This window comes from Prauserella salsuginis, assembly GCF_024648885.1.
Classification (GTDB): Bacteria; Actinomycetota; Actinomycetes; order Mycobacteriales; family Pseudonocardiaceae; genus Prauserella; species Prauserella salsuginis.
On sequence record NZ_JANBBF010000012.1, the window covers coordinates 291,131 to 304,410 of the forward strand.

The 13,280-nt window shown below is 69.8% G+C and carries 13 protein-coding genes; 4 read left to right on the forward strand and 9 right to left on the reverse strand.

Going from position 1 to position 13,280, the window contains the following annotated elements; all coding sequences use genetic code 11:
* The first annotated feature begins 4 nt into the window (after positions 1–4).
* Positions 5–1,204 (forward strand): PucR family transcriptional regulator, encoded by a 1,200-nt coding sequence (locus tag LY40_RS19200; RefSeq protein ID WP_183784514.1) that lies wholly within the window; start codon positions 5–7, stop codon positions 1,202–1,204.
* A 10-nt stretch (positions 1,205–1,214) separates the two neighbouring features.
* On the opposite strand, the gene LY40_RS19205 is transcribed toward LY40_RS19200, so the two are convergent.
* Genes LY40_RS19205 through LY40_RS19240 form a run of 8 tightly spaced genes read right to left on the reverse strand, consistent with a single transcriptional unit; the run spans position 1,215 to position 8,853 of the window.
* Entirely contained in the window at positions 1,215–2,225 is a 1,011-nt protein-coding gene (locus LY40_RS19205; RefSeq protein ID WP_258937714.1) for an amidohydrolase family protein, read from the reverse strand.
* Positions 2,222–2,761 (reverse strand): 3-hydroxyanthranilate 3,4-dioxygenase, encoded by a 540-nt coding sequence (locus tag LY40_RS19210; RefSeq protein ID WP_183784518.1) that lies wholly within the window; start codon positions 2,759–2,761, stop codon positions 2,222–2,224. The genes LY40_RS19205 and LY40_RS19210 overlap by 4 nt, the downstream gene beginning before the upstream one ends.
* Complete coding sequence (locus tag LY40_RS19215; protein WP_183784520.1) at positions 2,758–3,195, reverse strand: RidA family protein; 438 nt, start codon at positions 3,193–3,195, stop codon at positions 2,758–2,760. Before LY40_RS19215 ends, LY40_RS19210 begins: the two co-directional genes overlap by 4 nt.
* The gene (locus LY40_RS19220; protein ID WP_183784522.1) at positions 3,192–3,992 is read right to left on the reverse strand and encodes a 2-keto-4-pentenoate hydratase; all 801 of its coding nucleotides are present in this window, start codon (positions 3,990–3,992) and stop codon (positions 3,192–3,194) included. Before LY40_RS19220 ends, LY40_RS19215 begins: the two co-directional genes overlap by 4 nt.
* Positions 3,989–5,461, reverse strand: a complete 1,473-nt coding sequence (locus LY40_RS19225; protein ID WP_183784524.1) for a 2-hydroxymuconic semialdehyde dehydrogenase — start codon at positions 5,459–5,461, stop codon at positions 3,989–3,991. The genes LY40_RS19220 and LY40_RS19225 overlap by 4 nt, the downstream gene beginning before the upstream one ends.
* On the reverse strand, positions 5,458–6,780 hold the full coding sequence (locus LY40_RS19230) for an FAD-dependent oxidoreductase (protein ID WP_258937715.1): 1,323 nt from the start codon (positions 6,778–6,780) through the stop codon (positions 5,458–5,460). Before LY40_RS19230 ends, LY40_RS19225 begins: the two co-directional genes overlap by 4 nt.
* A complete protein-coding gene (gene kynU, locus LY40_RS19235) occupies positions 6,777–8,030 on the reverse strand; it encodes a kynureninase (protein ID WP_221212780.1) in 1,254 nt (417 codons plus the stop codon). Before kynU ends, LY40_RS19230 begins: the two co-directional genes overlap by 4 nt.
* 10 nt (positions 8,031–8,040) lie before the next feature.
* On the reverse strand, positions 8,041–8,853 hold the full coding sequence (locus LY40_RS19240; protein ID WP_183784528.1) for a tryptophan 2,3-dioxygenase: 813 nt from the start codon (positions 8,851–8,853) through the stop codon (positions 8,041–8,043).
* A gap of 132 nt (positions 8,854–8,985) precedes the next feature.
* Between LY40_RS19240 and LY40_RS19245 the strand changes: the two genes are divergently transcribed.
* From LY40_RS19245 to LY40_RS19255, 3 genes are all read left to right on the forward strand, one after another.
* Entirely contained in the window at positions 8,986–9,420 is a 435-nt protein-coding gene (locus tag LY40_RS19245; protein ID WP_221213368.1) for an Lrp/AsnC family transcriptional regulator, read from the forward strand.
* Between the two features lie 174 nt (positions 9,421–9,594).
* Complete coding sequence (locus tag LY40_RS19250; protein WP_258937716.1) at positions 9,595–11,187, forward strand: amidohydrolase; 1,593 nt, start codon at positions 9,595–9,597, stop codon at positions 11,185–11,187.
* Between the two features lie 96 nt (positions 11,188–11,283).
* Positions 11,284–12,543 carry an amidohydrolase family protein gene (locus LY40_RS19255; protein WP_258937717.1) on the forward strand — a complete coding sequence of 420 codons (1,260 nt, stop codon included), beginning with the start codon at positions 11,284–11,286 and terminating at the stop codon, positions 12,541–12,543.
* Between the two features lie 85 nt (positions 12,544–12,628).
* Here the strand turns inward: LY40_RS19255 and LY40_RS19260 are convergent, their stop codons facing one another.
* Entirely contained in the window at positions 12,629–13,162 is a 534-nt protein-coding gene (locus tag LY40_RS19260; protein WP_258937718.1) for a helix-turn-helix domain-containing protein, read from the reverse strand.
* Positions 13,163–13,280: the final 118 nt, after the last annotated feature.

Sequence of the window (13,280 nt, forward strand, 5' to 3'; positions counted from 1 at the left end):
TTCCATGACCGGCATAGCCACGGCGGGCGCGGGTGTCGTGACCGCCTGCGAACGGCTCCTCGACGACCTGGATGCGCTGACGCTGGAGATCGCACGGCTGATCCGCCAGGACGAGCCCTACTACGTCGACTACATGACCCAGCAGCAACTCGCCGACGCCGTCCGCCCCAACATCATCTCGGCGCTGGAGAACGTGATCCGGAACGAGGCCAACCGGCCGACCGTCGCGCGCCGTACCGGCAGGGAACGAGCCGAGGACGGTGTCCCGCTCGACACGGTCCTGCATGCCTACCGGATCGGTACGCGCCATCTCTGGCACGAGCTCGTGCGGCAGTGCCGGGACGACCCCGAGGCGAGCCAGGCGCTGCTCGGCTCGGCGTCGATCCTCTGGAACTCCCTCGACCTGTCCTCGCAGGCGCTCACCACCGCATACCGGGATGTGGAGACCGAACAGCTCTTTCGCGACTCCCGGTTCCGGGAGGCGGCTCTGGCCGCGCTGTTCAGCGGCATCACGACCACGGGACGAGGGCTCGCCGACGTCGCGGCCGCACTGCGGCTGCCGAAGGTCGGGCGGTTCGTCGTCGTAGCCTCCGATCCCGAGTCGATGGAGCGCAGCCGGCCGCCGGTGTCCGCCGAACGGGCGCTGAGCTCACTCGGGGTCCGGTCCGTGTGGCGCTCCGAGGCGGACAGCGAACTCGGGCTCGTCGCGCTGACCAAGACCTACCGGACCGATCGCCTCAACCGGTACCTGGCCTCCATCACGACGGGCCGAGTGGGCGTCAGCGACGTGTTCGAGTCGATCGTCGCGACGCCGCAGGCGGTGCCCCAGGCGCTCATGGCCCGCGACGCTGCGACTCCCGGGAGCAACGTCGTGACCCGCTTCGACGAGGCCCGCGTGGCGGCACTCGTCACGGCCGCGCCCGAGCTGAGCGCGGGACTCGCCCGGCGCACCTTCGAGAAGGTGTTCGACCTGCCGGCTGAGGAGCGGGGCGTGCTGTTCGACACCTTGGAGGCGTGGTTCGAGGCGCAGGGCTCGGCCGCCGACGCCGGGAACCTGATCCACTGCCACCAGAACACCGTCCGCTACCGGCTCAACAAACTCGCCCAGCTCAGTGGTCGTGATCCGCGGAGCCCGGTCGACGTGACACGGCTGTACCTGGCCCTGCAGGCGGTCAGGCTGCTGCCCGAGCAGGTGCACAGCTGACCCGCGTCGATCACCGGCCGAGAAACCGTAGTGCGTTGCCCGACAACAGCTTGCCGCGTACGCGCTCGTCCAGGAACGGGCTGTCGCGCACGACCCTGCCCACCGGCCGTTCGCCGAGCGGGTAGGGATAGTCGCTGCCCAGCAGCACATGGTCCTCGCCGACGGTGTCGACGAGCAGGCGCAGCGCCGCCGGTTCGAAGACGACCGTGTCGACGAGGAACCGGTCGGTGTAGTGACTCGGCGGATGCTCCGAGCGTCCGCGGACGAGGTCGCTCCGGCGGTGCCAGGCGTTGTCGGCGCGCCCTAGCCAGAAGGGAAAACTGCCGCCACCGTGGGCGAAGCACATCCGCAGTGTGTCGGGTACGCGGTCGAAGACCCCGCCGAGGATCATCGCCAGGATCGACAGATGCGTCTCCGCGGGCATGCCCGTGAGCCAGCGGGCCATCCATCGGTCCAGCCGAGGTCCCTCCGACATGTCCCACGGATGGACGAACACCGGTGCTCCCACCTCGGCGCAGTGCTGGAGGAACGTCACCACACCCTCGTCGTCGAGGTCCCGGTCGCCGATGTGATTGCCGATCTCGACCCCGCAGTGACCGGCGGCCAGGCTGCGGTCCAGCTCGGTACACGCCGCGTCGGCGTCCTGCAGCGGCACCTGGCAGAACGGTACGAACCGGGGGTCGTCCGCGGTGACGGTCAACGTGAGGTCGTTGAAGATCCGCGCCACCGCCGCCGCCTGTGCCGTGGGCCGTTCGTAGTTGAAGAACACCGGGGTCGGGGAGACCACTTGGATGTCGACGCGATCCTCGGCCATGTCGGCCGCACGGACCTCGCGATCCCAGCACGCCGCTCCGACGGGGCGGAACTGTGTGTCTCCGACCATGATCATCGCGTCCCGCTCGGAGTCGATCCGCAGCCACGGCCACCCGGAACCGCCGCACTCGGCTGCCAGGTCCGGCCAGCCGTGCGGCACGACGTGGGTGTGGACGTCGATGACGGGTGCGGCCTGCGCGCTCGTCATGCCTTGCCCGGGTGCAGTGCGCCGCAGTCGCCGCAGGTCCGTGCTTCGGCGTCCTCGTAGAAGGCCTCGAACACCGGCGGCAGGTCGGCGACGATGTTGCGCACCTGCAGTTCGACCTCGTGCACGAGCCCGTTGCACTGCTGGCAGTACCACTGGAACTTCTCCAGCGTGCCTTCGGCGCGCACCCGTTCGAAGACCAGCCCGATCGAGCCCGGTTCGGGCCGTTGGGGCGAGTGCGGCACGGATCCGGGCAGCAGCCACATCTCACCCTCACGGATGTGCACGGTGCGCGGGCCGTCCTCGGTGACGATGTCGACGTGCATGTCGCCCTTGATCTGGTAGAAGAACTCCTCGTAGGGGTCCACGTGGAAGTCGGTGCGCCGGTTCGGACCACCGACCACCATCACGATGAAGTCGGAACTCTCGGCGAACAGCTGCTTGTTGGCCACCGGTGGCTTGAGCAGCGACTGGTTCTCGGCGAGCCAGTGCGGGAAGTGCACGGGGTCGGTGATCGCGGTCGGGAGGGTCTCGCTCATGTCACAGGTCCTTCCTCTGTCGTGTCGGGCAGCAGCGCGACCACCTGCATCTCGATGAGCAGGTGCGGATGGGGGAGCTGGTGAACGGCCACCGTGGTGCGGGCAGGGCCGGATTCGTCGAAGAACTCGGCGTACACCTCGTTGTAGCCGCCGAAATCGTTCATGTTGACCAGGTAAGTCGTGGCCGAGACGATGTCGCCGAGGTCCGCGCCGACCTCGCGGAGCAGGTCTCCGATGTTCTTCAGGACGGCGCGGGTCTGGACGCGGATGTCGAGGGTCGTTGTGCCCAGGGCGTCGGCCTCGGCCCCGGCTATCGTGTTGTCAGGGCGCCGACTGCTCGTTCCCGACACGAACGCGAACCCACCCGCGAGTTTGACGTGCGGGAACCGTCCGCGCGGCGTGGCTTTGCCTGTGACGACCCGCGCGCCCGTCACGATCGCACCTCCACCGAGACGGCACCGAGCCCGTCGACCGTCGCGCGCACTCGCGTGCCCGCCTGCACCGGTTCGGCCGCGGTCGCGGCACCGGCGAGCAGCACCCAGCCCGCCCGTAGGCGCAGGCCGTCCTCGTCGGCGAGTCGAACGGCCTCGTCGAATGCCCGGCGAGGGTCGCCGAGGATGGCCGCCGTACTACCGGTCTGCACCGCCGTGCCGTCGACGTCCAACGTGACGGCGAGGTCCGTGAGCTGCGCGGGAACCGGTTGCCACGGGCCGATCGCGTACCGGGCCGCGGACGTGTTGTCGGCGATCACGTCGGGCAGCGTGAACCGGAACCCTTCGTAGCGGGAGTCGATGAGCTCCAGTGCGGGGGCGACCGCGTCGACCACGTCGCCGAATGCGTCCCCCGGAGCGGCGTCCCTGCCGATACGGAACGCGACCTCGGGCTCGATACGCGGATGGATACGGCCGGTGAGCGACAGGGTGCCGTCGCCGACGGCCATCGTGTCGGTGAGCCGTCCCCAGATCGGTGAATCGACACCCATCTGTGCCATCTTCGCCGCGCTCGTCAGACCCATTTTGAGACCGGTGAGCTGCTCGCCCCGATCCAGTCGGCGTCGCACCACCGACCGTTGCACCGCATACGCGTCCGCTACGGGTGCACCATCCAATGCCGACTGTCGGCTGAGCGCGGCGGCATTGAGGGCGGCGTCGTCGAGCGCCGCCGCCAAGCGGTCGATCTCCGCCTGGTCCAGCGTTGCGCCGCCGCCGGTGGCCCGGTGATCGTCGGTCATGAAACCTCCACACACACGTTGGTGTACTCGCTGTAGAAATCCAGCGAGTGGGTGCCGCCTTCGCGGCCCACGCCGGACGCCTTCATACCGCCGAACGGCGTACGCAGGTCGCGCAGGAACCAGGTGTTGACCCACATCAGGCCGACGTCGAGCGCCGCCCCTGCCCGATGCGCCCTGCCGACGTCACGAGTCCACACCGTGGCGGCGAGCCCGTAGTCACCGTCGTTGGCCAGTTCGAACGCCTCGTCCTCGGAGTCGAAGGGAGCGACGTGACACACCGGACCGAAGATCTCCTCCCGGTTGGTGCGGGCTTCGGGCCCGAGTCCGGTCAGGACGGTGGGCCGCACGTACCAACCGCCGTCCCGGTCGTCACCGAACCGCGGGATGTCGCCACCGGCGAGCACCGTGGCGCCTTCGGTTCTGGCCAGGTCGACATAGCCGAGCACCTTCCGGCGGTGCTGTTCGGAGATCAGTGGCATCGCGGTCGTGCCCGGTTCGGTGGGCTTGCCGAAAACCTGTTCGCCGGCGCGTTGCGCGAGCCTCGTCGTGAACTCGTCGAAGATCGGACGCTCCACGTAGAGCCGCTCGGTGCAGAGGCACACTTGACCGCCGTTGGTGAACGACGACCGGACGGCACCCTCCACCGCCGCGTCCAGGTCGGTGTCCGCGAACACCAGACCCGCGTTCTTGCCGCCCAGTTCGAACGACACGGCCTTGACGCCGTCGGCGGCCGCTGCGGCGATGGACCGGCCGGTGGCCGAGGCGCCGGTGAACGTGACGGCATCGACGCCGGGATGCCGGGTCAACAGTTCGCCCGCCGACCCGGGTCCGAATCCGTGCACGAGGTTGAACACGCCGTCAGGGACGCCGGCCTCGGCGAGGATCTCACCGAGGAGCGTCGCCGAGGACGGGGTCTCCTCGGACGGCTTCACCACGACGGCGTTACCGCACGCCAATGCCGGGGCGAGTTTCCAGGTCAACAGGAGCAGTGGAAGATTCCACGGCACGATGATCGCCACGACCCCCGCGGGCTTGCGCACCGCGTAGTTGAGGGCACGTCCACCCGCGGTGGCGGTGGTGAACGACGGTGTCGGAGTGCTCGTGACGAGGTCGGCGAACGCGCGGAAGTTCGCCGCGGCTCTCGGCACGTCCAGCGTCGTGGCCTGGTCGATCGGCTTTCCGGTGTCCGCGAGTTCGGCGGCGACGAGGTCGTCGAACCGGCGGTCCAGTTCGTCGGCCACCCGCCGCAGCGCCGCGGCGCGTTCCCGCTCGTCGGTCCGACCCCACGGGCCGCGCAGCGCGGCGCGGGCTGCCACCACGGCTGCGTCGACTGTGGCCTGATCCGCCTCCGCGACGGTGGCGATGGTGCGTCCGGTGACGGGACTGCGCTTGTCGAACCAGCCGGCCCCGTCGACCGATTCGCCCGCCACGAGGTTGCGCAGCACCGTGGGTGTTTCCGTAGTCGTCATAGCCGGTTCCTCCTGCTCAGCCGGGCGGTCGCCGCCACGATGCCTCCCGTGAGTAGCGTGAACGCGCCGCCCAGCGCACGTTGCTGGGCGGCGACCCGGCGCCGGACATCGGCGTACGGCACGGTCGAGAACGACACGAGCTCGTAGCGCGACACATAGCGACCGGGGAGAAGCCGTTCCAGCGTGTGTTCGACCGCCTTGGTCGCACGGAACATCGGGGAGGCGACCTTGTCACGCATCTCCACGAAGTTGTCCAGCGCCATGTCGGCGATCGTGTCGGCGTGAACCTTGCGCCGGGCGTCGAACAGCTCGAGGGCCCCCTGCCACGAGTCGGCCTCGTCGAGACAGCGATCGAGCACCACGACGTCCTCGAAGCCACAATTGGCGCCCTGTCCGTAGAACGGGACGATGGCGTGGGCCGCGTCGCCGATCAGGCACACCGAACCGCCGGCCTGCCACGGCGTGCAGCGCACCGTTCCCAGCAACCCGACGGGGTTGGCGAGGTAATCATCGACGAGCGTCGGAGCCAGCGGGAACAGATCCGGGTAGTGGGTGCGGAAATGCCGTTCGATCGCGGCCGGGCTGCTCAGTGAGGCGAAGCTCGCCGTCCCGCCGGTCGGCCAGAACAGGGTGCAGGTGAACGATCGGTCCGGGTTCGGCAACGCGATCATCATCGCGCTGCCACGCGGCCAGATGTGCAGCGCGCCCGGATCGAGTGCGAACTCCCCGTCGACAGGCGGAACGGTGAGCTCCTTGTATCCGTAGTCGAGGAAATCGAGGCTCTCGTCGAGCTCCTCCTGGGCAAGCATGTGGCCGCGCACGGCCGAGCCCGCGCCGTCGGCGCCGAACACGACCCGCGCTTCGGCATGCACCTCGTCGTGCGGGGTGGCGAAGGTCAGCGCACCCTTCCCGGTGTCCAGCTCGGTGAGTCTGTGTTCGAAATGGACGGTCACGCCGGCTTCGGACGTGGCCGCGTCGAGCAGGGTGTTGTTGAGTGCTCCCCGGCTGATCGAATTGATGGCACGGGTGCCGTCCGCGCTGTAGGGCTGAAGGACGGGCGTGCCGGTTGGCGGGTGGACCATGCGCCCCCGCATCGGCAGTGCGTCGGCCATCACACGGTGCTCGAGGCCGACTCTGCGGAGTGCGTCCAGGCCCCGTTCGGAGATCGCGAGGTTGATGGAGCGGCCACGTTCGGCGTCCGCCGTCCGGGGGTCGGGTCTGCGCTCGTAGAGGTCGACCCGGTGCCCGCGGCGGGCCAGGTAGTACGCCAGCAAACAGCCGGTGAGCCCGGCGCCGACCACGGCGACGTCGTCGGTCATGACACCTCCCGCGCCAGCGCGTCGGCGGCGCGCCAGCAGTCGTGGTGGGTCGAGTACAGCGGGGCCGGGGCGAGCCGCAGCACGTCCGGCTCGCGGGCGTCGGTGATGACGCCGTACTCGTGGCGCAGCCGCCGCGCGAGCCCGCCCGCGTCGTGCGGGGGCTCGACGCGCAGGGACAGCTGCGCTCCGCGGCGGGCGGGATCCCGCGGCGTGAGCAGCTCCACCGGCCTACCCGGCAGCACCTCGTCCAGCAGCCCTTCGAGGTAGGCGGTGAGCCGCAGGCTGCGTTCCCGCAGGGCCGGCATGCCGATCCGGTCGAAGAGTTCCAGCGAGGTGCGGACCGGTCCCATCGCGAAGATCGGTGGGTTGGAGACCTGCCAGGCGTCGGCGCTCGCGGGCGGACGTGAGACGGGCGACATCTCGAAGCGGGTGGCGGCGTCGGTGCTCCACCATCCCTCGAACCGCGGCAGCGACGGGTCGTCGAGGTGGCGTTCGTGGACGAACACCCCCGCCAGCGCGCCGGGCCCGGCGTTGAGGTACTTGTACGAGCACCACGCCGCGAAATCGGCGCCCCACTCGTGCAGCCGCAGCGGCACGTTGCCCGCGGCGTGGGCGAGGTCCCAGCCGACCACTGAGCCCGCGGCCCGTGCCGCCGCGGTGACCGCCGGGATGTCCATCAGCTCACCGGTGAGGTAGTTGACGCCGCCGAGCAGGACGAGTGCGACGGTGTCCCCGTCGGTCCGCAGGTGGTCGAGCACCTCCCGCTCCGACCGCAGGCGCACGACGGTGTCGTCGGGGTCCAACCCGTGGAACCGTGCTTGGCTGCGGACCGCGTAGCTGTCGGACGGGAAGGCGGAGTCCTCGATCAGGATGCGCACGCGGTTGCCACGCGGCCGGTAGAACGACACCATCAGCAGGTGGAGGTTCACCGTCAGTGAATTCATCACGACGGTTTCCGCGGGCAGCGCTCCCACCAGCCGTGCGGCCGGCTCGGTGAGCAGTTCGTGGTACGGGTACCAGGGTCGTTTCGCGTCGTGGTGTCCCTCGACACCGAACCTGGCCCAGTCGTCGAGGTCCTCGCACAGCTGCCCGCGCGTGGCGCGGGGCTGGAGTCCGAGCGAGTTGCCCGCGAGGTAGGCCGATTCGGTGTGATCCCCGCCGTCGGCAGGCGGGACCAGGAAGAGCTCTCGCCAGCCCGGGTCGGACCTGTCGAGGTCGTGTGCGCGTGCCTCGGTCATCGAGTCGGTCATCGCTCGTACCTCACACGTGAGTGCGGGCCGACCAGAGCTCCGGGAACACAACCCGGTTCATGCTCTGCTCCAACCAGCCGATGCCGTTCGTGCCACCGGTGCCGGACTTGGCCCCCATCGCACGGCGCACCGCGCCGAGGTGCCGGTAGCGCCACTCGGAGAACTGCTCGGCCACCTCCGTGAGCGCGTCGGCCAGCAGCCGCAGGTGGTTGTCGGGAGCCGTGTCGGCGAGCACGTCGGCCCATGCGGCCTCGACGGCCGGGTCCGGTTCGTGCTCGACAGTGTGGTCGCGTTCGAGGAGCGTGGCCGGGATGTCGTAGCCGCGGCGGGCGAGCGCGGCGATGGCGTCGTCCCACACGCTCGGTTCGGCGAGGGTCCGCTGCAGTGCGTCGTGTTGTTCGGGGTCGACGCGGTGCGGCCGCGTCAGCGACGCCGTCTTGAGGCCGAGGCGGAACTCCAAGTGGCGGTACATCGCCGACTGCATGCCGGATGCGTCGCCGAGGTTGGCGCGGAAGCGGTTGAAATCGGCGGGAGACATCCAGCGCAGTCCCTGCCAGCTCGCGTTCAGGCCGTCCAGGTGCAGCGCGGCTCTCCGCAGCGGGGCGAGCGATTCCCAGACCTCGTCGGTTCGCAGTGCGCGCTGTGCCTCACGGAGTTCGAAGTCGATGAGGTTGAAGTAGAGCTCCATGATCTGCGAGATCATGAGGAACGACATCTCGCCCGGATCGTCGGTGTTCGTCTGTTGTAGACGGTGCAGAGTTCCGGCGTGGACGTATCTGTCGTAGGGAACCCTGTCGTATGCCACCCCGGTCGTGGAATCCATGGTGCATGATCCTGGTCCGGGACGGTCCGTGTGCGGAATACCGTCTCGACGGCCTTGCGGGGTTCCTGCCGTCGATTTCCCGGCATATCCTCGCGGTCACTTAACGAACGAGAGGATCGCCAGGTGGACAGCATGGACTGGGAGATCCTGCGGGAGCTGCAGGACAACGCACGGCTGTCGTTCAGCGAGTTGTCGCGGCGGGTGCACCTGTCTCCGCCCGCGGTCACCGAACGCGTGCGCAGGCTCGAGGAGGCCGGCGTGATCACCGGCTACCACGCGCACGTCGACCTCGGCAGCGCAGGTTGGACGGTCGCCGCCTTCATCCACATGAGCTGTCACGGTCCGCGGTGCGTGCTGCGCGACCCCGAGGTCGCCGAATGGCCCGAGGTGCGTGAGATTCACCGGGTCACCGGTGATATGTGCAGTGTGCTGAAGGTCGCGGCCGAATCCATGGTCGCCTTCGAGGACCTAATCGACCGGCTTGCGGTCTACGGCCGTCCGTCGAGCACGATGGTGCTGTCGACGCCGGTGGAGCACACCCGGGTGGTCAGCACCGAAGGGCGGTAGCGGGCGCGTGCCCAGGGCGTCGCGCTCCCGGAGCGCGACGCCCGGTCGGGGAGTCCATCAACGGAGTTTACCTGAACTAAAAATCATACATCTTGACTATACGTGGCCTACTCGCTCTAATGGGCCGATCGCGAGCTCACCGCTCGCCACGGGTCCGAAATGGAGGGTTCCGGCGTGTCGGTCGACTGGTTGCTCACCGGCGGCGAGGTCGTATCCTTCGAGTCGGGGGCTTCCCGGTCCTCCGCGCTGGCCGTCGGGAACAGGCGCATCGTCGCCACCGGCTCCGACGACGAACTGGAGCGACTCGCGGGGCCCCGGACCCGGCGCACGCAGCTCGACGGCGCGGCGGTACTGCCCGGTTTCATCGACACGCACATGCACCTCGAGAAGGTGTCCCACGAGTTCGCCATGCTCGCGCTGGGCCAGGCGCGCGACGTCACGGAGGTGTGTGCGCGGGTACGGGAGCGCGCGGCCTCCGATCGTCCGGGCGCCTGGATCCGCTGTCTGGGCGACGCGGGCGGATGGCACGAACGGAACCTCGCCGAGGGCAGGCTTCCGACCCGCGACGAGCTGGACGCGGCGGCGGGCGACCACCCCGTGTTCCTGTACCGAAGGCCCGACCACGGCGCGCTGAACACGGCCGCCGTGGCGAAGGTGGCCGACTTGCTGTCCGGCGCCGCCACCGAGGCGTTCGATCCGCGCACCGGCCACCTCCACGGGCCGCTCGTGCGCTTGGTCAACGACGCGTTGTATCGGCCGGGCGTGCACGAGCGCGAGGACCAGCTCGATCTGCTGTCCGCCGCATCGAAGCGGCTGCTCGCGATGGGTGTGACGACGGTTGTGGATCCCGGGCTGCCCGCAGGGTTCGAGGCCGCGTGGGACCTCTACCGCGCCGCGGTGGGAGCAGGCGTCCTCGTTCAGCGAGTCCTGCTGATGAACCGCTTCGACTGGCGGCGGGAGTTCTCCGCCGAACTCGACCGGGTGCGGCAGGGCGCGACGGCGCCGGGCGACGGCGACGACCGGCTCCGGGCCTGGGCGCTCAAACTCGTCCTCGACGGGGAGTTCACGGGGGCGTGGCTACGGCCCGCCGAGGAGCCGGGCAGCGACAGCAACGCCCGGTACACACCGGAGCAGCTCCGGACGGTGCTGCGGCTCGCCGCGGACCGGGGCTGGCCGGCCTGTGTGCACGCGATGGGCGGGGGAGCGATCGCCGCCGTCACGCGGACCGTCCGCGAGCTGCGTGCCGCCGGGGCGTCCTTGGCTCCCGGGCAGGTGTCGATCGCGCATGCGTTTCTCATCGACGACGCCGAGGTCGACGACTGCTCCGAACTCGGCATCGGCCTGTCCGTCCAGCCCCCACTGGCCTACACCTACGCCAGGGAGATGCGCGCCGTGTGGGGCGAGCTGGCCGACCGGGCCGTGCCGTTCGGTGCGATGGCGCGCCGCGGCGCACGCTTCGCGGGCGGATCCGACACACACCCGTGCGATCCGCTCACGGGCGCCGCGATCGCCGTCACCCGCCGCGCATGGGACGGCTCCGATCTCGGCGCCGACGAGGCCCTCACGCCGTGGCAGGCCCTGTCGCTCTACACCCGGGAGGCCGGGCACTACATCGGACGTTCGGACGTCGGGACGCTCAGGCCGGGCGCCGTCGCCGACTTCGCCGTGTGGCCCGAGAATCCCCTCGCCCGTGACGCGACGGAGTGGCCGTCGCTCCGGCCCACCCTCGTCGCGGTCGACGGACGTCCCGTGTGGAGAGGCGACTGACGCTCACGGCGCCGCGCGTCCCGTCCGTACCGACAGTCCCGACCATGCCCACCGAATCGTGCCGATCGCACCGACCGAACCGACAAGGAGTCGCCCATGGCCGCCACCGAGACCGGATACCTGCTACGTGACTGCACAGTCGTGGACCCGCTGGCCGACGGACCGCTCACCGACGCCGCCGTCTGGATCGAAGGGGAGCGGATCCGGGAGGTCGGCACGGACCCCGACCTGGTTTCGCGGGCGCGCGCCGCGGGCTGCGTCGAGGTGGAGCTGGCGGGTTCGTACGTCACGCCAGGCCTGATCAACATGCACACGCATTTCTCGCTGTCGCTGCCGGGCGAACTCGGGGCACGCGTCAATCGGATGGGACCGCACGATCTCGCGCTGTACATGGCCGACGGAGCACGGCGCACGCTGCACAGCGGAGTGACGTCGGTGCGGTGCGTGGGGGAGAAGGACCACGCCGACTTCGCCCTGCGGACCGCCGTCGACTCCGGATTCGTCCCGGGGCCGCGGATCTTCACCGCGGGACGGGCCGTCACGTGCACGGGAGGCCACGGTCACGGGTCGTCGGGTGCGTTGGAATGCGACGGCGCGACCGAGTTCCGCCGGGGTGTGCGGTCGCAGGTGAAGGCTGGTGCGGACCTGATCAAGGTGATGATCTCCGGCGGGATCTCGGGCAGGCACGAGAAGATCGATACGCGCCAGGTGACCACCGACGAACTGGCCGCCGTCATCACCACCGCGCACGAGTGGGGGCGGAAGGTGACGGCCCACGCCGGTCCCTGGCCGGTGATCACCGAGGCGGTGGAGCTCGGGCTGGACTGCGTCGAACACGGCTACGAGCTGACGCGGGAACTGGCCGGGCTGATGGCGGAGAAGGGCTGCTCCTACGTGCCGACGCTGGTCGTGACGCGGTGCAAGGAGTTCTTCGACGAGCTCGGTGTCCCGGAGTGGATGCAGCAGCGTTCGCTGGCAGCGGGCGAGCGGCACATGCAGAGCTACGAGTGGGCGCTGGAGGCCGGGGTCGACGTGCTGCTGGGCAGTGACATGCCACCGTTCTGGCGGTTCGAGGGCACGAGCGCGGCGGTGCGGGAGCTGGAGTACATGGCCACGGGCGGGCTCGGCGCGCGGGAGGCCTTGCGATCGGCCACGATCGGCCCCGCTCGCTGGCTCGGAGTCGACGACGATCTCGGCTCGATCACCGCCGGAAAATACGCCGATCTGCTCGTGCTCGACGAGGACCCGCTCGCCGACACCGCGGCGTTCCGTTCCCTGTCCCTGGTGTTGAAGGGCGGTGAGGTCGTCCGGGACGACCGGACCCGGTCGGTTGCGTCGCCGCGGCCGATGGCCTGACGGTGGCGGCCCGGGTGGCGCTTCGGGCCGCCCCGGCTCACGGACCGGAGCGCGCAGCGCCGGCCGGGCCGTCGCGGGGTTGGTGTCACGGGTTGGGCGGCGTGACCGACACGACGAACTCGGCGGACCGGTCCCCGGCGTTGACGTAGCGGTGGGGCGTTCGGGAGTCGAACGTGACGCTCTCGCCGGTGTCCAGTGTGTAGGTGTCGTCCCCGAGTTCGACGGTGAGGGTTCCGTCGGTGACGAGCGTGCATTCGGTGGACGCGTGGCTCCACGGCTCTTCGGACGTCGCCTCGCCGGGCGCGAGCCGGCCGATCAGGACTTCGAGATCGCCGCGTCCGGGCGTGAGCCGGTCGTAGAGCAGGTGTCCTCCGGAACGGCGCAGCTGCGGCCGGTCGCCCGGCCGTGTGATGTGCACGGGCGGCGCGTCGTCGGAGAACATCTCCGCGAGCGACGTGCCGAACGCGGCGGCGAGCTTGCGGATCGTGGTCAGGCTCGGATCGGTGGTGCCGTTCTCGATCTGGCTCAGCAGCCCGGGGGAGACCTCGATGCGTGCCGCCAGTTGGCGCAATGTCAGGTCGTTCTCCTTGCGCAGATCCCGAATCCGATTGCCGAGCACGTGTCGATCGTCCTTTCGCCGGTGCGTGGTCCGCATGATGCCGGATACGGATCGGACCGAAGCCGTTTCCCCTGCGGTTTACTTAAGCTAAACACTCGTATGTCTTGACTATACCTGG

Coding starts and splice junctions, on each gene's coding strand:
- LY40_RS19225 (WP_183784524.1), bottom strand. CDS start 5,461: ATGACGACTACGGAAACACCCACGGTGCTGCGCAACCTCGTGGCGGGC.
- kynU (WP_221212780.1), bottom strand. CDS start 8,030: ATGACCGACTCGATGACCGAGGCACGCGCACACGACCTCGACAGGTCC.
- LY40_RS19200 (WP_183784514.1), top strand. CDS start 5: ATGACCGGCATAGCCACGGCGGGCGCGGGTGTCGTGACCGCCTGCGAA.
- LY40_RS19210 (WP_183784518.1), bottom strand. CDS start 2,761: ATGAGCGAGACCCTCCCGACCGCGATCACCGACCCCGTGCACTTCCCG.
- LY40_RS19220 (WP_183784522.1), bottom strand. CDS start 3,992: ATGACCGACGATCACCGGGCCACCGGCGGCGGCGCAACGCTGGACCAG.
- LY40_RS19255 (WP_258937717.1), top strand. CDS start 11,284: ATGGCCGCCACCGAGACCGGATACCTGCTACGTGACTGCACAGTCGTG.
- LY40_RS19205 (WP_258937714.1), bottom strand. CDS start 2,225: ATGACGAGCGCGCAGGCCGCACCCGTCATCGACGTCCACACCCACGTC.
- LY40_RS19245 (WP_221213368.1), top strand. CDS start 8,986: ATGGACTGGGAGATCCTGCGGGAGCTGCAGGACAACGCACGGCTGTCG.
- LY40_RS19240 (WP_183784528.1), bottom strand. CDS start 8,853: ATGGATTCCACGACCGGGGTGGCATACGACAGGGTTCCCTACGACAGA.
- LY40_RS19230 (WP_258937715.1), bottom strand. CDS start 6,780: ATGACCGACGACGTCGCCGTGGTCGGCGCCGGGCTCACCGGCTGTTTG.